This is a genomic window from Caballeronia sp. NK8, from assembly GCF_018408855.1.
Taxonomy (GTDB): Bacteria; Pseudomonadota; Gammaproteobacteria; order Burkholderiales; family Burkholderiaceae; genus Caballeronia.
Genome location: NZ_AP024325.1, coordinates 1,641,018 through 1,660,973, shown reverse-complemented (window position 1 = coordinate 1,660,973; position 19,956 = coordinate 1,641,018). Strand labels below are relative to the sequence as shown.

The 19,956-nt window shown below is 64.5% G+C and carries 15 protein-coding genes; 9 read left to right on the top strand and 6 right to left on the bottom strand.

The genetic code is table 11. From position 1 onward, the window contains the following. Window positions 1-7: 7 nt before the first annotated feature. Together NK8_RS32745 and NK8_RS32740 are read right to left on the bottom strand one after the other, a co-directional pair. Window positions 8-1,600, bottom strand: a complete 1,593-nt coding sequence (locus tag NK8_RS32745) for an MFS transporter (protein WP_213232440.1) — start codon at window positions 1,598-1,600, stop codon at window positions 8-10. Window positions 1,601-1,906: 306 nt separating this feature from the next. Then, on the bottom strand, window positions 1,907-2,581 hold the full coding sequence (locus NK8_RS32740) for an antibiotic biosynthesis monooxygenase (protein ID WP_162070404.1): 675 nt from the start codon (window positions 2,579-2,581) through the stop codon (window positions 1,907-1,909). Between the two features lie 221 nt (window positions 2,582-2,802). On the opposite strand from NK8_RS32740, the gene NK8_RS32735 reads away from it, so the two are divergent. Further along, window positions 2,803-3,759 (top strand): LysR family transcriptional regulator, encoded by a 957-nt coding sequence (locus NK8_RS32735; RefSeq protein WP_213232438.1) that lies wholly within the window; start codon window positions 2,803-2,805, stop codon window positions 3,757-3,759. Here the strand turns inward: NK8_RS32735 and mug are convergent. Together mug and NK8_RS32725 are read right to left on the bottom strand one after the other, a co-directional pair. Then, window positions 3,665-4,225, bottom strand: a complete 561-nt coding sequence (mug, locus tag NK8_RS32730) for a G/U mismatch-specific DNA glycosylase (protein ID WP_213232436.1) — start codon at window positions 4,223-4,225, stop codon at window positions 3,665-3,667. The genes NK8_RS32735 and mug overlap by 95 nt on opposite strands. An 8-nt stretch (window positions 4,226-4,233) precedes the next feature. Further along, entirely contained in the window at window positions 4,234-5,268 is a 1,035-nt protein-coding gene (locus NK8_RS32725) for a GlxA family transcriptional regulator (protein WP_213232434.1), read from the bottom strand. Window positions 5,269-5,550: 282 nt separating this feature from the next. Between NK8_RS32725 and NK8_RS32720 the strand changes: the two genes are divergently transcribed. The 7 genes from NK8_RS32720 (at window position 5,551) to NK8_RS32690 (ending at window position 16,112) form a co-directional block, all read left to right on the top strand. After that, window positions 5,551-8,349, top strand: a complete 2,799-nt coding sequence (locus NK8_RS32720) for a 2-oxoglutarate dehydrogenase E1 component (protein WP_213232432.1) — start codon at window positions 5,551-5,553, stop codon at window positions 8,347-8,349. Between the two features lie 57 nt (window positions 8,350-8,406). Next, entirely contained in the window at window positions 8,407-10,209 is a 1,803-nt protein-coding gene (gene ilvB, locus NK8_RS32715) for a biosynthetic-type acetolactate synthase large subunit (protein ID WP_213233287.1), read from the top strand. A gap of 18 nt (window positions 10,210-10,227) precedes the next feature. Further along, window positions 10,228-10,524 carry a helix-turn-helix transcriptional regulator gene (locus tag NK8_RS32710; protein ID WP_213232430.1) on the top strand — a complete coding sequence of 99 codons (297 nt, stop codon included), beginning with the start codon at window positions 10,228-10,230 and terminating at the stop codon, window positions 10,522-10,524. Between the two features lie 58 nt (window positions 10,525-10,582). Further along, entirely contained in the window at window positions 10,583-13,840 is a 3,258-nt protein-coding gene (locus NK8_RS32705) for an adenylate/guanylate cyclase domain-containing protein (protein WP_213232428.1), read from the top strand. 11 nt (window positions 13,841-13,851) lie between these two features. Further along, a complete protein-coding gene (locus NK8_RS32700) occupies window positions 13,852-14,253 on the top strand; it encodes a hypothetical protein (RefSeq protein ID WP_162070411.1) in 402 nt (133 codons plus the stop codon). 35 nt (window positions 14,254-14,288) lie between these two features. Next, on the top strand, window positions 14,289-14,708 hold the full coding sequence (locus NK8_RS32695) for a MarR family winged helix-turn-helix transcriptional regulator (protein WP_213232426.1): 420 nt from the start codon (window positions 14,289-14,291) through the stop codon (window positions 14,706-14,708). 87 nt (window positions 14,709-14,795) lie between these two features. Then, window positions 14,796-16,112 carry a chloride channel protein gene (locus NK8_RS32690; protein WP_162070413.1) on the top strand — a complete coding sequence of 439 codons (1,317 nt, stop codon included), beginning with the start codon at window positions 14,796-14,798 and terminating at the stop codon, window positions 16,110-16,112. A gap of 1 nt (window position 16,113) precedes the next feature. Here the strand turns inward: NK8_RS32690 and NK8_RS32685 are convergent, their stop codons facing one another. Then, entirely contained in the window at window positions 16,114-16,974 is an 861-nt protein-coding gene (locus NK8_RS32685) for an ATP-grasp fold amidoligase family protein (RefSeq protein ID WP_162070414.1), read from the bottom strand. A gap of 524 nt (window positions 16,975-17,498) precedes the next feature. Between NK8_RS32685 and NK8_RS32680 the strand changes: the two genes are divergently transcribed. After that, window positions 17,499-18,743, top strand: coding sequence for a hypothetical protein (locus NK8_RS32680; protein WP_225936461.1), 1,245 nt, complete (start codon window positions 17,499-17,501; stop codon window positions 18,741-18,743). A 15-nt stretch (window positions 18,744-18,758) separates the two neighbouring features. Here the strand turns inward: NK8_RS32680 and NK8_RS32675 are convergent, their stop codons facing one another. Continuing rightward, on the bottom strand, window positions 18,759-19,949 hold the full coding sequence (locus NK8_RS32675; protein ID WP_213232424.1) for an MFS transporter: 1,191 nt from the start codon (window positions 19,947-19,949) through the stop codon (window positions 18,759-18,761). Window positions 19,950-19,956 lie beyond the last annotated feature (7 nt).

The window sequence follows — 19,956 nt, the reverse complement described above, 5'->3', positions numbered from 1 at the left end:
GCGTCCCTTAATGAGAAGACGGCGGAGAAGAAGTCCACGGCGGATAGATACGCACGGGCAACAACGGAACGAGAAACAGCAGCGCGACGGCGACGCAAGCCATCACGCGATAGAGATCCGCCGACATCAGCACGAGCGCCTGCTCATGCACCCGGTGCGCGAGCTCGCCGACGCCGTGCGTCGCGTCGATGCTCTGATCGGTGATGAGCGCGCGATTGCCGAGCTGATCGACGAGCACGTTCGAATGAAAGCGCTCGCGCGCCGTGCCGAGACCTTCGATGAGACCCGTCGCCATCGCGGCGGAAAAGGTCTTGAGCGAGTTGAACATCGCCGAGGCGAACGGGCCTTCCGTGGGTGGCAGACCCGTCGTGACGCCCATCAGGATCGCGACGATCACCATCGGTTGCGCGGCGATCTGCAAGGACTGCAACAGGTAGAAGTTGTCACGGATCCATTCGGATGTCATGAAGCTGCCCATCACGCAGGTCGCGATCATCAGACACAGCCCGAGCGCCATCACCCAGCGGGAATCGACACGCTTCAGATTCAGCACGGCGGCGGTCAGCGGAAGCGTGATCAACAGCGGCAGCGCGACGAGCAGCGACAGCGGCGTCGTCTGCAACGCGCGATACGCGTGAAGCCGCGCGAGATGCTGGCCAGGTATCGCGGCAACGCCGACCAGGAGAATCACGGCGCCCGCGAGCGTCGTGAGTCCGTGCGAAAAGTTTCGTCGCTGCAGCAACTGGAGCTTGAAGAACGGCAGCGGATGAAACCATTCGTTGATGAGAAACGCCACCAGCAGCGCGGATCCGCCGATGAACATCACGCGGATGAGATCCGAGTTCAGCCAGTCGAGGCGATCGCCTTGCAGAAAGCCGATCACGAGCATCGCGATGGCCGGGCATCCGGTCAGGAATCCGGACCAGTTGAACGAACGCAGACGTTCGAGCTTGAGCGGATCGTCGGGCAGGCCTTGCTGGATCGCCACGCAGGTCGCGATGCCGAGCGGAACGATCTGCCAGAACGCCATCTTCCAGCTGAAGTACTCGGTCCAGAGCGCGGCGAGCGGCGTGCCGAGCGCCGGTCCGAAAGTCGCGGTCAGCGCATAGCCGGCGAGCCCGTACAGCTTGATTCGGGGCGGAAGATAGCGCAGCGCGACGATGATCAGCATCGGCGGCAGGCAGCCGCCCGCGATGCCCTGCAACACGCGCAACGTATAGAGCGACGGAAGGTTCGGCGCGAACGGGCACAGGAAGCCGAACAGCATCGTGGCCACGACCGCGCCGATCGTGAACCGCTTGAGCGTGAAGGTGATGCCGAACCACGGCGCGAAGACCATCGTCGCGACGTTGGCCGCTTCGAACAGGGTGGTCAGCCAGGTGCCGTCGTCATGTCCGATCGAAAGTGCGCCCTGAATGTCGGCCATCGCGAACGCGGTGACTTGCTCGTTCAGTATTGCGAGCAGGGACGCGAGCAGCATCCCGATCAAGCCGATGGCAAGCCGGAGTGAAAGCGTGGCTTCCTTCACGGGAAGCTCTGCGGGTGCCGGCGCGACTATCGCGTCTTGCCGGCCGCTTGCTGTGGAAGTGACGTGTGTCATGAGAGTTCGGTGTCTGAACGTGTTCAACCTGGCATCGCATCCGGGATCGATGATTGATGCGCCGCAACCCGGAATCGGCTTATTGGAATTCTAGAAAGGGAGTGGCGCGAGATGAAGCGGAGACAGGCCGGCTATTGGGCCATTTCGCGTGTGTTTCTTGCCAGCGTCGAGTGCGCGGTTATTCTGGAATGCTATGGAGTATAGGCGCGTCGCGTCCATGCGCGCGCATAAGTGCTCGCCGTTGGAATGAAGCGGCGAGCACGTCCGGTCGTTCTCTTCTGGCGCGCACGTATGGAGACGAAACAATCACGCCTTGCGTTGCGCTTCTTCAAAGAATTGCGGCGCTTCGCGTCGATCGAACATGCCGTATTCACGGATCACGCGAATGTGACGCAGGCGCACATCGCTCGGGCGCGAAGCTTCGCGTTCGAACGATTCGGCCGCCGCCTGATCGCGCCACGTCGCCACGGCGATCACGTCGCCGGGCGTCAGCAGCGCGTGGAACACGTCCCACGCGACGAGACCGGGCGCTGCTTCATCGATGCCCAGCGACCGCGCCACGACATGCGGCCCGGCCTGCGCGATCCAGTCCGGCACGCGTCTCGCGTCGAGCAGCGTCACCGCTTTGCCCGCGCCCGCTTCCGTGACATCGAGCCGTTGCTCGACCAGCGCGTGACCTTCGGGTACATGCGTGTCCGTCACGATCTGCCCGATGCGCAGCCGATAGTCCGCGAACACGCGATCGCGCGCAGCCTGCTGAATCTTGTGATGTTTGGTGGTGGTACGCCACCGCACCAGCGACTTTTCATCGCGCCAGCTCGACAGCGACAGAAGCCATCCCTCCCGGGTCAGGCTTGCGTAGCGGGTGTTGTCGATGAAGCCGTCGATCGCTTCGAGTTCGGGCCGCAGCATCTTCGCCATGTTGAGATAGGCATCGAACTGGTCGGGAATCGGATTGACTTCGAGCATTGCAGAGAACATGACAGACTCTTCGTTGAGGTTGCACAAATGGGGCTCTTCATTGTCGTAGACGGTGCGTGTTTGTCGAAGCTTGGTCGAGATGCAAATCAGGCCAATGAATGCGCGGTTCGGGACATGGCTTCAGAAATGGCCAATCTGTTTCCGATGCGGGCCAAGACGACGCACATTGCGAACATGCCGCTTACACTCCCATTCGAAACGAGTCGTGGCGGGAAATCGGAATGGACAGATTGCGAGAGATGGAAGTCTTCGTGGCGATCGTCGACAGCGGGAGCTTTACGAGTGCATCGGAGAAGCTTGGCTTGTCGACCGCCGCGGTATCGAGGGCGCTCAATTCGCTCGAAGCGCGTACGGGCGCGCAACTTCTCGCACGCACGACGCGTTCGGTGCGGCCCACGGATGCGGGCGTGGCCTATCTCGATGCCTGCCGACACGTTCTAGATGCCGTCGCGGATGCCCAAGCGAACATCGGTGCTTACCACGTCAAACCGGTAGGAACCCTAACCATATCGGCGCCGGTGCTGTTCGGCCAGCGCTTCGTCGCGCCGCTCGTCAATGCCTTTGCGCTGCGCTATCCGGACGTCAGCATCCATGCGGCGTACGTCGATCGCACCACGCGGCTGCTGGAGGAAGGCGTGGATATCGCCATTCGTATCGGTCATCTGGGCGACTCGACGACCTTCGCGGTGCCGCTGGGTTTCGTGCGCCGGCGGACGTATGCGGCCCCGGCCTATCTTCAGACGCGCGGCGAGCCGGTTCATCCGAGAGAACTGACGCATCACGACTGCGTGTCCTTCACGGGCGTGACGAATCCGCTGGAATGGGTCTTCAGGGAGCGCGGCGCGCGGTTGCCCGTGCGGCTTCAGCCGCGCATGATCGTCGATCTCGCGCCGGCGGCCATCGCTGCGGCCAGCGACGGCGTTGGCATCACACAGTTGCTTTCATACCAGGCGATGCCCGAAGTATTGGGACGCAGGCTTCGCCCCATTCTGAAGGCGTTCGAGCCCGAGCCGGTTCCGGTGAACATGCTGCACGTCGAACGACGAGGCGCGAGCGGGAAGATTCGCGCATTTCTGGAATTCGTCACGGAGGCGTTGCGCACGAACCCGCATCTGCGCAGCGAGGACAGGCGACCATCCTCAGTTCGCGGTAAGCGTCCACCAGCGCATCGAGACTGAACGCGCGGTTCAGGCCGCTCGGATTTGGCAGCACCCACGCCGTGGCCCCGCCGAAGGGTTGCGCTTGCAGTCCCCACGCGATCTCGCGCTGGCCGGTCATCGCGGACAAGGCCATCTTCCCGAGGAACGCGATGTATCGCGGCGCGTGCTGCTCGATCTTGCGCTCGAATGCCGACGCCGCCGCTTCGATCTCGACGCGCGACAGATGATCCGCTCGCGCGGTCGCGCGCGCGACGGCGGTCGTGAGCCCGCATCCGTATCGAAGCAATGCGCGATCATCTTCGGGACGCAGCAGTTCCGGCGTAAAGCCAGCCAGATGCACGACCCGCCAGAAGCGATTGCCTCGGCCCGCGAAATGATGTCCCGTCGCGGCGGCGAGTATGCCCGGATTGATGCCGCAGAAAACGACCGATAATGACGGCGCGAGGATATCGGCGAGCGTGCCCGATGAATCCGCTGCGATCATGAGTGTCCTTACGCAGCTTCCGCCAGTTCTTCCAGCTCGATGTGCTCGGCGACATCGACATGCACACGAGCCGCAGGCTGGATGTCCACGGTGCCGCGAAACCGCTCGCGATACTGCCTCGGCGTGACGTTCAGCCGCCGGGAAAATGTCGTACGCATATGCGTGGCGTTGTGAAAGCCGCACCTGTACGCGACTGTCTTGAGCGGCGCATCGCTTTCTTCGAGCAGCTTCCTCGCGGAGTCGACGCGAACCTGCTCGACGAACGCCGATGGCGTCACCTTCGCATACTTGGCGAACACGCGCGAGAAGGTCCGGCGGCTCACCGAAACGGCGCTCGCCAGTTGCTCGATCGACAGCGCATCGGCGATGTGATCCGTCACGTACCGATGCACCTTGCCGATGAGCGGCGCTTCTTCCTTGTCCGCACCGATATATGGGCTGTATTGCGATTGACCGCCTTCACGCTGAATGTAGACGACGAGCCGCTTGGCGACGCGCACGGCGTGTTCATGTCCCCAGTCCTCGGCGACGAGCGACAGACACAGATCGATGCCCGCCGATACGCCCGCCGAAGTGAACAGCCGTCCATCGCGAATGAAGATGCGGTCGGGTTGCACGCGCGCCTGCGGGAACGCATCGGCGAGATGGCCCGCGTCGGACCAGTGCGTGGTGACTTGCTTGCCGTCGAGCAGACCCGCATGTCCGAGCACGAACGCGCCATTGCAGACCGAGCCGAAGCGCGCCGCGCCGCGCGCCTGCCTGCGCAGCCACGCGAGGAATTCGCGCGGCGGGTCCCAGTCGGGCAACTCCGGTCCGCCGGCCACGAGCAGCAAGTCGTACTGGATATCGGAATCGAGATAGCCGACCGGCACGAGCACCTGCATGCCGTTCGAGCAGGCGACGACGCCCGCCTCGCGTCCGACGAGCGAGACCTCGTAGCGCTGATGCGCGGGCAGATGCGTGTTGGCTTCGGCGAACACATCGAGCGGGCCTGCAACGTCGAGTGCCTGCACGCCGTCGAACAGAACAAGGGCGACTTTCATGCTGTGACCTTCATCAAGTGGAACCGTCAACCGCCATCGATGACCCAGTCTATCCGAAGGCATGCGCCTGGCAGACACCGTGACCGGTAAATGACTTTTGCCGCGATGTAACAAACGCGCGCTTCGCGTGCGCGCGATGCCGCCATTTCGGCGCTGGCCCAAATCGGATATCGACTGGCCCGACATCGCGCCAGATGGGTGTTTCGTCGCGTCTGCGGCTGACTAGACTTCGTACCAGAGCGGTCGAAGCACACGCCGCGCATCACGCAAAGGACACGCATCATGTTGACCGAAACACGCAGGAGCTCATTTTTGTTCGGCGCCAATGCGCCGTATGTCGAGGAGCAGTACGAGCTGTATCTGACCGATCCGGCAGCGGTCACGGATGAATGGCGCGGCTATTTCGATGCCTTGAGCGAAGCGCCCGCCATCGACGGCAGCGATCGCGATGACGAACCGCACGCGCCCGTGGTGTCCAGTTTCATCGAGTTCGCGAAGCGTCCGCACGGCTTGCCGATATCGCCCGATAACGGCCTCGCGCTCGCCAGAAAGCAGGTGGCGGTGCAGGCGCTGATCGCCGCGTTCCGGACCGTCGGCACGCGACGCGCCGACCTGGACCCGCTGCATTGGGAGCCGCCGCGCCCGCTCGCTGAACTCACGCCTGCCTATTACGGCTTGACGGCGGCGGACCTGTCGACTCGCTTCAGCACAGCCGACACGTACTTCTTCGACGAAGACGCCACGCTGCGCGAGATCGTCGCCGCGCTCGAACAGACCTACACCGGCACGCTGGGTGCGGAATTCATGCATCTGACGGACGCGAACGAGCGGCGCTGGTGGCAGATGAGACTCGAATCGACGCGCGCGACGCCGTCGTTTGCGCTCGCCGAAAGGCGCCGGTTCCTCGAACGACTGACGGCCGCCGAGGGGCTCGAAAAGTATCTTCATACACGCTTTGTCGGGCAGAAGCGCTTTTCGCTCGAAGGCGGCGAATCGCTCATCGTGCTGCTCGACGAACTGGTGCGTTACGGCGCGTCGAAGAAGGTGCGCTCCGTGGCGATGGGCATGGCGCACCGCGGCCGCCTGAACGTGCTGGTGAACGTCGCGGGCAAGCCCTTGCACGCGCTCTTCGATGAATTCGACGGCAAGGACGGCGACACGCTCCCGGAAGGCGACGTCAAGTATCACAAGGGCTACAGCACCGTCGCGCACACCGCCGATGGACCGGTCGAAGTCGTGCTCGCGTTCAATCCGTCGCATCTGGAAATCGTCAATCCGGTCGTGCAGGGCATGGCGCGCGCGAAGGCCGACGCACTCGCATCGGGCGATGCCGGCAGCGTGCTCGCCGTCGAGATTCACGGCGATGCGGCGATGTCCGGGCAAGGCGTCGTGATGGAAACCTTGAGCCTTTCCTATACGCGCGGGCATGGCACGGGCGGGACCGTGCATGTGGTCGTGAACAATCAGATCGGCTTCACGACCTCGGACCCGCGCGACACGCGTTCATCGTTCTATGCGACGGACATCGTCAAGATGATCGAAGCGCCCGTGCTGCACGTCAACGGCGACGATCCCGAAGCGGTGGCCATGGCCGTGCGCCTCGCGCTCGACTATCGCACGGAGTTCGGGCGCAGCGTCGTCATCGATCTGGTCTGTTTCCGCAAGCACGGGCATCAGGAACAGGACACGCCCGCGATCACCCAACCGCTGATGTATCGCGCGATCGCGGCGCATCCCGGCGTGCGGGCGCTCTATGCGCGGAGGCTGATCAGTCAGGGCGCGCTGACATCGGAACAGGCCAGCGCTCAGGTCGACGCGCGACGCGAGATTCTCGATCAGGCCCGCGCCGATGAAACGGACACGCGCTCTGCCGAATCGGAGGCGAGCGACACGCCGCGTTATGTCGCGCCGTCGCAGGAGCGTGTGAGTACGCTGGCGCAACGCGTCGCGAGCGTGCCCGATGGCTATGCGCTTCATCCGTTGGTCGGCAAGATGATCGCGGCGCGTCGCGACATGGCGAGCGGAAAGAAACCGGTCGACTGGGGCATGGGCGAGCATCTCGCCTTCGCTTCGCTGCTCGATGGAGGCGTCGATGTGCGGCTGAGCGGACAGGACAGTGCGCGCGGCACGTTCAATCATCGTCACGCGGTGCTGCATGACCAGACGCGTACGAAGCGCGATGACGGCGTGTTCATCCCGCTCGATCACATCGGCGAAACGCAGGGCCGCTTCACGGTGACCAATTCGATTCTTTCCGAGGCGGCCGTGCTTGCGTTCGAATACGGTTACTCGACGGTGAATCGCGATGCGCTCGTGATCTGGGAAGCACAGTTCGGCGACTTCGCGAATGGCGCGCAGGTCGTCATCGATCAGTTCGTTGCGGCGGGCGCCGCCAAGTGGGGACAGCGCAGCGCGTTGACGCTGTTCCTGCCGCACGGACAGGAAGGGGCCGGGCCCGAGCACGCATCGGCGCGGCTCGAGCGCTATCTGCAACTGAGCGCGCAGGACAACATGCGCGTCACGCAACCGACCACACCCGCGCAACTGTTCCATCTGCTGCGCATGCAGGCGCTCGCTTCGGACCGTCGGCCGCTCATCGTGATGACGCCCAAGTCCCTGCTGCGGCATCCGGAAGCCGTCAGCGCGCTGGATGAACTGTCGCACGGCGCGTTCCGTGAAATCCTGCCTGACGAGCATACCGATCCGTCGAATGACGCCAACGTGGAGCGCGTGATCGTGACGTCGGGCAAGGTCTATTTCGAGTTGCTCGACTATCGGCGCAAACATGGCGGCGACGATACGCCGATCATCCGCGTCGAACAGTTGTACCCGTTTCCGTCGCGGCAACTTGCCGCCGAGTTCGCGCGCTATCCGAATCTGAAGCACGTGATCTGGTGTCAGGAAGAGGCGCGCAATCAGGGCGCGTGGAGCTTTGTCGAGCCGCAACTGCGCGAGATTCTGCCCGCGCGCGCGAGTTTGTCGTATGCGGGGCGCGTCGCGTCCGCATCGACTGCGCCCGGATATCACGCGGTGCACGCGGCGAGACAGGCGGAAGTCGTCGCGCATGCATTTTCGAAGTAAGGCACGGGCCAAGGATCGAACATGAACCACAATCTCAATCACGTTGCCGGCGAGTCGATGTCGGGCGCCGACATCATCCTTCGCGTGCTGGCCGAACAAGGCGTCGATACCCTGTTCGGCTACAGCGGCGGCGCGATTCTGCCCACCTACGATGCCGTGTTCCGCTTCAACGAAACGCATGCGGATCGACCCGAGCGGCAGATCAGGCTGGTCGTCCCGGCGAACGAACAGGCGGCGGGCTTCATGGCCGCCGGGTACGCGCGGGCCAGCGGCAAGGTCGGCGTTTTCATGGTGACGTCGGGGCCGGGCGCGACGAACGCGGTGACGCCGATCGCGGATTGCAACGGCGACTCCGTGCCCGTCGTGCTGATCTGCGGACAGGTGCCGCGCTCGGCAATCGGCAGCGACGCGTTTCAGGAGGCGCCCGTCTTCAACATCATGTCGGCGTGTGCCAAGCAGGTCTTTCTCGTGACCGACCCGAGCCGGCTCGAACAGACGGTGCGTACCGCGTTCGAAATCGCGCGCACGGGACGGCGCGGGCCGGTCGTCGTCGACGTGCCGAAGGACATCCAGAACTGGCGGGGGCCGTATCGCGGACACGGCACGTTGCAGTTTCGCGGCTACGCCGATCGTCTTCGCCAGGTGGCGAAGGGCGCGCGTCTCGACGAACGCGGCTGCGCCGAATTCTTCGATCTTCTTGCGCACAGCAGGCGGCCGCTTCTGTACGCGGGCGGCGGCGTGATTGCATCGGGCGCGGCCGCCGAGTTGCGCGCGTTCGCCGAACGCTATCGGATTCCGGTCGTGACGACGCTGATGGGGCTCGGGGCCATGCCGTCCCGACACGAACTCGCGCTCGGCATGCTGGGCATGCACGGCGCGGCGTGCGCGAATTACGCAGTGGAGGACTGCGACTTCCTGATCGCGGTGGGCGCGCGCTTCGACGATCGCGTAGTCGGCGGCCGTCCTGAAGCATTCGCACCGAAGGCAAGGCATGTCGCACACATCGACATCGACGAAGCGGAGATCGACAAGGTCAAGCGCGCGCACTGGACCCACGTGGGCGATGCGAAGGACACGCTTCGTTCGATGATGACCCTCGGTCCGGCGGCGCGCGCTCCTTCGGACTGGATCGCGGAGGTGACGGCGCTGAAAAGCACGCACGGCATGAACTACGACCGGCATAGCGCCGCCATCCAGCCGCAACGGGTCATCGAGAAGCTCAGCGAAATCACCGGCGGGCGCGCGATCATCAGCACGGGCGTAGGCCAGCATCAGATGTGGGCGGCCCAGTTCTTCGACTTCGCCGAACCGCGCAGCTTCCTCACATCCGGCAGCATGGGAACGATGGGATTCGGCTTGCCCGCGGCGATCGGCGCGCAGTTCGCGCGGCCGGACGCACTCGTGATCGATATCGATGGCGACGGCAGCATCCGGATGAACGTCGGCGAACTGGAAACGGCCAGCACGTATGGCGTTCCGGTAAAGGTGCTGCTGCTCAACAATTGCGGCGACGGGATGATCCGGCAGTGGCAGCGCCTCTTTTACGACGGGCGGCTGTTCGTGAGCGACAAGGCGCTGCATCGCAAGGATTTCGTGCTGGCGGCGCGGGCCGATGGATTTGATTTCGCCGCCCGCGTGCGAACGCCAGGCGAACTGGAGGACAAGCTTCGAGCCTTCGTGGAGTTCGACGGCCCCGCTTTTCTGGAAGTGATGATCGATCAGAACGCCGATGTGTTTCCGATGGTCGGTCCGGGACAAAGCTATTCGAGCATGATCACGGGTCCGTTCATTCCGTCCCGGTCGGAGCACGTTTCGCCGCTCGCGGCCATGAACGGCGCAGCCGGAACGGACATGTTCTGACGCGCACGGAACAGGATCATGGATGCGAATCTGATACACAAGGCGCTCGCCAATCCGCTGCGCCGCGAGATTCTCGCGTGGTTGAAAACGCCGGATGCGGTGTTCGCGCACGAGCGTGTTGCTTTTGGACAGGGCGTGCCGCTGAACCTGATTCAGGCGCGCAGCGGGCTTTCCCAATCGACGGTCTCGGCCCATGTCGCCGCGCTGATCGGGGCCGGACTGCTGGTCTCGACGCGCGTCGGTCAGTTCGTTTTCCTGTCGAGAAACGAGGCGGTCATCGACGCGTTCATCGGACAGATTGGTCGCGGTCTGTGACGTAGAACGCCACCGCGCGTGCTATCTTTTGAGAGACACTTTCCGCTCGGGAGAGATCGTGGACGTCGCCGCCTGGCTGCGCAGCCTCGGGATGGAACGGTACGAGCCGGTGTTCCGCGAGAACGCCATCGATGCCGACGTGCTGCGCCGTCTCACCGCGGATGATCTGAAGGAACTCGGCATCGCTTCGGTCGGGCATCGCCGCAAGCTGCTCGATGCGCTGGCCGAGCTTCGCCATGCCGCCGCGACACCATGCGAAGCGAAAGGAGAGCGACGGCAAGTCGCCGTGCTCTTCGCCGATCTGTGCGGCTTCACGGAGATGAGCCGTGAAGCCGATCCCGAAGACGTCGTCGCCGTGCTCGACCGGTACTTCGAGCAGGTCGATCGCATCGTCGATCAACACGGCGGACACATCGACAAACATGTCGGCGACGCGATCATGGCGGTGTTCGGCGCGCCGGTCGCGCATGGAAACGATCTCGAACGCGCCGTGCGCGCCGCGCTCGCGATCAGGGATGCGATGCCCGGCCTGTCCCGCGCGCTCGCGCGTCCGGTCTTCGTGCATATCGGCATTGCAGGCGGCGAGGTCGTCGCCAGCGGCACCGGCAGCGCGGCGCACCGCGCGTACACAGTAACCGGCGAGACGGTCAATCTCGCGTCGCGTCTCACCGGCGCGGCCGGATCGGGAGAAATCCTGATATCGGAAGCCGTGCGACGCGCGCTGGCGGATCGCCTCGATTGCGTCGCGCGCGGCGAGCTTGCCGTCAAGGGCTTTGCGGCTTCTGTCCCGGCGTGGTGCGTTACCGGTTTCCGGCGCTCGATCCGCGAGCGCGCGTTCGTCGGCCGCTGCGACGAACTGCGGCAGTTGTGCGCCATGCTCGAATCGTGCCGCGAAAGCGGCGGCGGGCGCACCGTTGTGCTGCGCGGCGAGGCCGGGATCGGCAAGACACGGCTCGTCGAGGAAATCGAACGTGCCGCGCGCGATGCCGGATTCGCCTGCCACGGCGGTCTCGTGCTCGATTTCGGCGCGACGACCGGACGCGATGCGATCCAGTCGCTCGCGCGCGGACTGCTGGATTTCGATGAAGATGCCGCTTCGAGCGCCATCGAACGCGCGCTCGCCGATGGCCTGATCGACCCCGGCGACACGCTCTTTCTCGACGATCTGCTCGACTTGCCGATGACCTTCGCGGACCGCGCGGTCTACGAGGCGATGGACAACGCGATGCGGGTGCGCGGCCGCTTGCAAGTGCTGACCCTGCTGGTCCGGCGCGCGAGCCGCCGGCGGCCCCGGCTGCTGGCCGTCGAGGATATTCACTGGTCGGACGGATCGACGCTGCGGCAGCTCGCAGCGCTCTCCGCGACGGTGGCGCTCTGTCCGGCGATGCTGCTGCTGACCGCGCGCACGCTGAGCGATGCCCTGGACGACGCCCAGTACACGCTCGTCGATCTGGCTCCGCTCAGCCCGAGCGAAGCGCAGGCGATGGCCGAATCGTTTCCCGGCGCGGACGCGGATCTTGCCGGGCGCTGCATCGCGCGGGCGGCGGGAAATCCGCTCTTTCTCGAACAGTTGCTCAACGACGCGAAGGAAGGCGCGGGAACCGGCGTGCCCGGTTCGGTGCGCAGTCTCGTGCAGGCGCGGCTCGACCGGCTCGATCCCGCGGACAAGCGCGTCCTGCAGGCGGCCTCGGTGCTCGGCCAGCGCTTCGAGCAGGACGCAGTCGACCATCTCGTCGATGCAACCGGCGCCGGCGCCGCGATGGAATCGCTCGTGACGAGCCTTCTGTTGCGACGTCAGGGCAGCGGATTCATCTTTCATCACGCACTGATCCGCGACGCCATCTACGACGGGCTGCTGAAAAGCGCTCGCCGCGAGCTGCATCGTCAGGCGGCGCAGTGGTACGGCGCGCGCGATCCGGTCTTGCGGGCCGAACATCTCGATCGCGCGGCGGACGATGAGGCGGCGCGCGCCTATTGCGACGCGGCGCGCGCGCAGGCGTCGGCGTATCGCCATGAATCCGCGCTGCGGCTGGTCGAGCGAGGACTCGAAGTCGCACAAACACAGGACGACCGAGTCGCGCTCGAATGCCTTCGCGGCGATATCCTGCACGACACGGGCGACATGACCTCCGCGCTCGATGCCTTCGAAACCGCGCTCGAAGCCGCCGCGAACGACGCGCAGCGCTGCCGTGCGTGGATCGGGCGCGCGACCGTGAAGCGCGTCATCGACGATCTCGACGGCGCCTGGGCCGATCTCGACTGCGCGGCCGCCGTCGCCCGGGATCTTCCGCGCGAAGCGTCGCGCATTCACTTTCTGCGCGGCAATCTGTGTTTTCCGCGCGGCGATATCGAAGGGTGCATCCGCGAACACGGCCGCAGCCTTGCGCTCGCGCGCGACGTGCAGGATCCCGAACGGGAGGCCGCCGCGCTCGGCGGGCTCGGCGACGGCGAGTACATGCGCGGGCGCATGATCAGCGCACACGACGCATTTAGCCGCTGCATCGAACTTAGCCGATGTCACGGGTTCGGGCGAATCGAAGTCGCCAATCTGCCGATGCGCGCTATCACCGCATGGTTTATCGGCGACGCGAACGCCGGACTCGACGCCGCGCTCGCCAGCGTCAACGCGGCGGAAAAGGTCGGGCATCTGCGGGCGCTCGCGGTCGCGCATCACGCCGCGTGGCACTGTCTGCACGATCTCGGCGAATGGGCGCGTGCCTGGGAGCATGTCGGTCCGGCGTTGCAGTGCGCGCGCGAACTGAAATCGCGGCGCTTCGAAGGCGAGGCGCTCGCGCTGCGCGCGGAGTTGCATCGCGTGGCGGGCCGTCGGCGTGAAGCGCTCGACGATATCAACGAGGCGCTCTCGATCAGTCGCGAGACCGGTATGACGTATCTCGGCGCAAGCTATCTGGGCGTCCTTGCGCGCGTGACCGATGACGTCGACGTCTTCGAAAGCGCGCTCGCGGAAGGCGAAGCGTTGCTCGCCGCCGGAGCGGTGAGTCACAATCACTTTCTGTTTCGACGTGACGCGATAGACGCATGCATCGACTTCGCGCGCTGGGACGCGGCCGCGCATCACGCGACGGCGCTCGAAGATTACGCGCGCCGCGAACCGTCGCCCTTTTCCGCGTTCGTGGTGGCGCGTGCGCGCGCGCTCGTCGCGTGTGGAAGAGGGAATCGGGACGAGGCATTGTCAGAAGAACTGGAGCGGCTCAGCGAGGCGGGCAGGACGATGGGCTTTCTGTACGCGCTTCAGCGCATCGATGGCGCGCGTTCGGGCCAGGCGAATCTGGCAGATTCGGAAGACTGCGGGTGAGGGCATCGATCATGTCGAGCATGTGGAAGCGCCGCATCAGAGTATTCATCCAGCGATTCTGGCAACCGACCAGTGCGTGCATGACCTGCATGCCGGGAAGCTGGAGCAGCATCGCCAACATGGGCCACTGGATGAACGCATTCAAAACGGGGCTTTTTACCGGGATTCTGGCGTTGCTGCTGACGTTCACGCCGGCGGCAAGGCTCTATGAAAACCGCTACGGCAATGCGTTGATCGTAGGTTTGCTGACCATCGTGGGCGATGCCTACTCGCACGAGAGCCACTATCGCTACGCTTACCTCGAACATTTATCGACGGGTGTGGTGTCGGGGTTGTTGGCGCTCGCCGGATCGTTTATTTTCGAGGACCGGGCGCGCCGCGTCCGGGCGCTCTGGGCGCGATTGTTCGGGTAGTACGATTGCGCCACGACAAATCAACGAACCCACTCATGTCATCGAACATCACGCAGAAAGCCGAATTGCCCGACAAGCTGGATCTGGAAGCGATGTCGAACTTCCGCTATGAATTGCGCAAGTTCCTGCGCATATCCGAAGAGATTTCCAACGCAGCCGGGATCACCACGCTCCAGTATCAGCTGCTTTTGCACGTACGCGGTTTCCCCGAGCGGAAATGGGCCACGGTCGGCGAGCTTGCGGAGCGCCTGCAGGCCGCGCCCAATGGCACCGCTGCGCTGGTGTCGCGCTGCGAGGCGACGGGGCTCGTCACGCGCAAGACCGACAAGACCGATCGCCGGCAAGTGCAAGTGCACTTGACGGCGAAAGGCGAGCGATGTCTGCTCAGGCTCGCGGCGCAACACAAGGCTCATTATGGTTCGTTCAGTTGGGTGTTCGGCGCAGGCGAAGCATGAGCCGATAGCCGCGTAGTCGACCCGCATCGGAAGGACGATGCGAATTTATGTCACAATGTGCCTTAAATTTGAAACGGCCTTTTTTCGATGCGTATTCCTGCATTCATCGACCGACGCACGATCTTGCGCGGCAAGCGGCTGTGGCTGCATTACGGCGTGTTCTGGATCGGCGCAGTCGCGACCGGGCTGATCGCGGTCATGTACGCGCGCCTGATCGATTTCGGGTACGACGCCTTTCTGCGCGCCAACGCGCGTTACTGGTGGCTGCCTTTGTTGCTCACGCCCGCGATCGGCGCATTGAGCGTCTGGCTCACGCGACGCTTCTTTCCCGGCTCCGAGGGCAGCGGCATCCCGCAGGTCATCGCGACGCTGCATGACAAGCGTGACCTCGGGCCGCGCCTGCTCACGCTGCGCATTCTCGTCGGCAAGATCTTCGTGTCGTTTCTGTCGATCCTAGGGGGCTTCACGATCGGCCGCGAAGGACCGACCATCCATGTGGGTGCGGCGCTCATGTACAGCTTGCGGCGTTTCTATCCGGCGCGTCTGCGGAGCATTCGCGGCGGCGCGCTCGAACGCAAGCTGGCGCTCGCGGGCGCGGCGGCGGGACTCTCGGCCGCGTTCAATGCGCCGCTCGCCGGCGTGGTCTTCGCCATCGAAGAACTCACGCGCAGCTTCGAGGCGCGCACGAGCGGCGTGCTGATCACGGCGATCATCTTCGCGGGTATCGTCTCGCTCGCGCTGCAGGGCAACTACGTCTACTTCGGCACGATCGATCTGGTGGGCAGCCATTTCCCCGATTCGCTCGCGCTCGCCGTCATCCTGGTCGGCGCGATCACGGGCGTCGCTGGCGGAATCTTCTGCTGGCTGCTTCTGAACACGCAACGCTGGATGCCGGCGCGCGTCCTGTCCTGGCGCGAGGCGCATCCGGTGGCGTTCGGCGCGGCGTGCGGCCTCGTCATAGCCGTGATCGGTCTGGCGTCGCGCGGTCATACCTTCGGCAGCGGCTACGCGGAAGCGCGCGAGATGCTCGAAGCTCATTCCGATGTCGGCGTGAGTTATCCGCTGCTGAAAATGGCGTCGATGGTCGGTTCCTATCTTCCCGGCGCGCCGGGCGGACTCTTCGCGCCGTCGCTCGCGATCGGCGCGGGCATCGGCAACGCGCTGCATCTCATCTTCGGCGGCGCGCATTTGCCATTGCCGATGTTGATCGCGCTCGGCATGGTCGGCTATCTGGCAGCCGTCACGCAGAGCCCGATCACGGCATTCGTGATCGTCATCGAGATGATCAACGGGCACGCGCTCGTGCTGTCGCTGATGGCCACGGCATTGATTTCGAGTCAGGTGTCGAGACTGTTCGCGCCGCCGCTCTATGAAGCGTTGGCGCGCAAGTACATGAGCAAGTGACCTACATCAGGCGTCCCCACTCGTAGTCCACCTTGTCCGGCCGTATGCGGAACATGCCTGCGCCGGGCGTGAACGTCAGTTCGCCGAAATAGACGGCGTCGTTGGCATCGTAGAGATCGACGCGCACGAACTCAAAGTCGCTCGCCAGCTGGCGCGCCACCGACAGCAGCTTGTCCAGCTTTTCCGGGCGCGGAGCCGGAACCGGGCTGCGCGCGTAGTGGCCGATCGAAATGTCGAGACGGTTCCAGTTTTCGTCATACACGTCGCCGCGCGGATGTCCTCCGAAGCGGTCCGTGACCACCAGCAGAAAGATCTTCGGATCGCCCGATTGCTTGTTGAAGACATGGAACTTCAGATCGGGCGGAACGATGCCATCCGGCCCGAGCAGCAGCGTCTCGAAGAAAATGCGCCGATCGATCGTGCGGTAATGCCGCTCGCGCGCGACCGCGTAAAAGTCCGTCGATAGCCAGCGCTGCGCGAGCGCATCGAGCTCCGCGAACGAGGTGTCGGCCTTGTTCTTCACGATCTTCACGAAACTGCTGCCGTGATTCGCTTTCATCACGAAGGCTTGCGGAAGCGCATCGAACACGGCTTCGTTGAACGTCTCGGGCGCGGCGACGAGCGGCACGAGATATTCGCTGCCGATCTTCCCGGCCACATAATCGCGCACTTTCAGCTTGTCGCTGAGATCGCCGTAACGCGGGTCGGGATTGAGGCAGCGATGCAGGATTTTCTCGTTGAAGGTCGTCGGATTTCGCATGCGCGGAAAACGCCCGATCCTGCGACGATGATAAATGCTGAGGAAAAGGTTATCGGGCAACCAGTCCCTTACGCTGTGGAACAGCGTCTTTGACAGAGTCATTCGCATGCCTCCATGGTTGTGTCTGAAGCCATTGTCGCCCAGATACGAGCTTAAGGTGGCACGAATCAGCTCGCAGGAATGCAATTGCAACACCCATGCCGAGCCGGACCCGAATCCTAAGCCGAATGCCCGGCCGTGCGTATGTGCGCCACCGCACACACCAAAAAATCGCGCCGCCTGAATGCGAGCCTGACGATTGTTCTACTTGCGACGATGCAGCATCGACGATACATTGCCTCTGGCCGGCGCGTGAGATTGCCGGCGCGGTTTCTCTCTTTCGATGAGTCGCTGGCTTCCATCGGCATGTGCCCGACTGGAGACATTCGGTTCAACCGAATGTCGCAGCGACAGGCGTCAAACCTTGCGTCAATCGTGTCGGGATCGTCTTGACGGGCAGTGTGTTCTTGCGTCGGGAACGACTCGCGATGCTTCCGGCGCACACGCTATGCATGCATCCCGCATGCGCCCGCAGTGCAGCCCGCAACACCTTAAGCAATCCTTCAGACGAGGGGCGGAGTCGACACATGCTCAAAGAGAAACAGAGACACATTCAGTGGATGAGCGGCGCAGTCCTTGCAGCCGCACTCGCAACACTGGCCGCTTGTGGCGGCGGTGGCGGCGGATCGGGCAGCAATTCGAGTTCACCGGCCGCGGGCACCACGCCCGCATCGGGTGCGACGCCCGCATCGAGTCCCGATACCGGCGCGAGCGCGCCCGCGACGAACGCCACGCCGACGCTCGCCGCGGCGACCGCGCTCGTCGACGGCACGACGATCGGCGCCGCGCAATGGAGCGACGGCTCGACCTCGACCGGCGGCACGGGCCAGGCGGTCAGCAACCTCAACTGCACGGTGGCGGGCGCCAAGTACAGCTACGCGCATGTGTCGGTCTATCAGAACGGCAAGCAGCTTGCACTGCCGGCGAACATCGGCACCGTGGCGCCGACCATGGCGCGGCAGACGGGCTGCGTCTATCCGGTCCACACGGTCGATGCGTCGGGCAAGATCCGCATGGACGTGACATCGAACGCGTCGTACACGCTCGGTCAGCTCTTCGCCGTCTGGGGTCAGCCGCTCAGTACGACCAACCTGGCGGGCCTGACCGGCGCCGTGACCGCATGGGTCAATACGGGTGGCACGATCGCGCAGTACACCGGCGATCTTGCGAGCCTCGTGCTGCCGCCGCATGGCGAAGTGACGCTCGTCGTCGGGACGCCGCCGGCCCAGATCGCGACCTACACATGGACCGATCCGCCGCCGTTCACTTCGACTGTCACTACGCTCAGTTTCGGCGGCGTCGTGGGCAGCTCGTTCTGGCCGAACGGCAACACGGCGACGGGCGGCACCGGCGCGACGGTCGACGGCCTGATCTGCGCGGCGGGCATGGCTGAAACCTTCCACGTGCATTCGCATGTCGCGATCTTCAAGGACGGCCAGTGGCTCGCGTTCCCGGCGAATGTCGGCATCCTGCCGCAATGCAACTACGAGACGCATACGCACGACAACACCGGCATCATTCATATCGAAACCCCGAACGTGAAGCCCTTCACGCTCGGCCAGGTGTTCGATATCTGGGGTCAGCCGCTCTCCAGCACGAACGTGGCGGGCATCACGGGCAACATCGTGGTCTATATCAACGACAACGGCGATGTCCGGCGCTACACGGGTGATCCGCGCAACATCCCGCTCACTTCGCTGCGCGATATCACGTTCCAGATCGGCACGCCGCTGACGACGCTGCCGACCTATTCGTGGTACGAGCCGCAGTGACCGGGCAATAGTCAGTCAGACCGCCTCTGTCTCCCGCTTGGCCGGCGCGCGCCAGGGAGCGGGCGGTCGTTTGATTGAGCGATGCGCCGCTTCGGCGCAGACGAATGCCAGCGCGATTAGCGCGGCGGCGACGAGGCTCAGATTCCGTGCGCCGATCGATGGAATCAGCGCGCCGCCGAGCAAGCCCGAGCACGCCAGTCCGATGTACGTCGCCGTGTTGTTCAATGCGAGCAGCAACGGCGCGACATTCGGCGAGATATGAACGAGACGGTGCTGTTGCGGAACGAGGAGACCCCATCCGCAGATCCCCCAGATCACGAGCGCGACCGCCGCGCTGAATGCGTGCGCGGACGTCCACGGCAACGCGCAGAAATTGACGATGGCGAGCCACAGCATCGCATCGATCAGCGTGCGGCTCTCGAAGCGATCCACGAGACGGCCGGCCAGCAGGTTGCCGGCCGTCGCCGCCACGCCCCACAACAGGAACAGGCCCGCGAGAATGCGTTCGTCGCCGTGCGTCACGCGCGCGAGCACCACGCCCGCATACGTATAGACCATCAGAAATCCGCCGAATGCGAATAGCGACGTGAGCAGCGTGAGCGCAACGCGCACATCGCGCAACGGCGCGAGCCGCGCCCGCAATCTGACCGATGCCGGCTGAGGGACCGCTGGCAGCATCGTCCATACGCCGATCATCGCGACGCTGCCGAGCAGCGTGACGAACCAGAGCGTCGTTCTCCAGCCACCGAATCCGCCGATGAACGTACCGATCGGCGAGCCGAGCGCGGTGGCCGCCGTCAGGCCGGCGGTGACCGTGGCGAGCGCGCGGCCGCGCTTTTCGGGCGCCGCCACCGCCGACGCGACGCCCAACGCGGTCGGCGAGAACAGCGCTGCGCCGAATCCGGCCAGCGCGCGGGCCGCGAGAACCCAGTGCAGGTCGGTGGCGAGCGCACTGATCGCGTTGCCGGCGACGAAAATACCCAACGCCGAAATCAGCAGACGCTTGCGCGGCCAGTTGCCCGCCACGGCCGCCATGACCGGCGCGGCGAGCGCGTAGGTCAGCGCGTAGCACGTCACCATCAACCCGGCCAGCCCGACGGACGTATGCAGCGACGCCGCCACGCCCGGCAGGATGCCGGCGACGACGAAGTTGTCGGTGCCCATCGCGAACATGCCCGTTGCCAGTATCAGTAATCGACGATCCATACGAAAG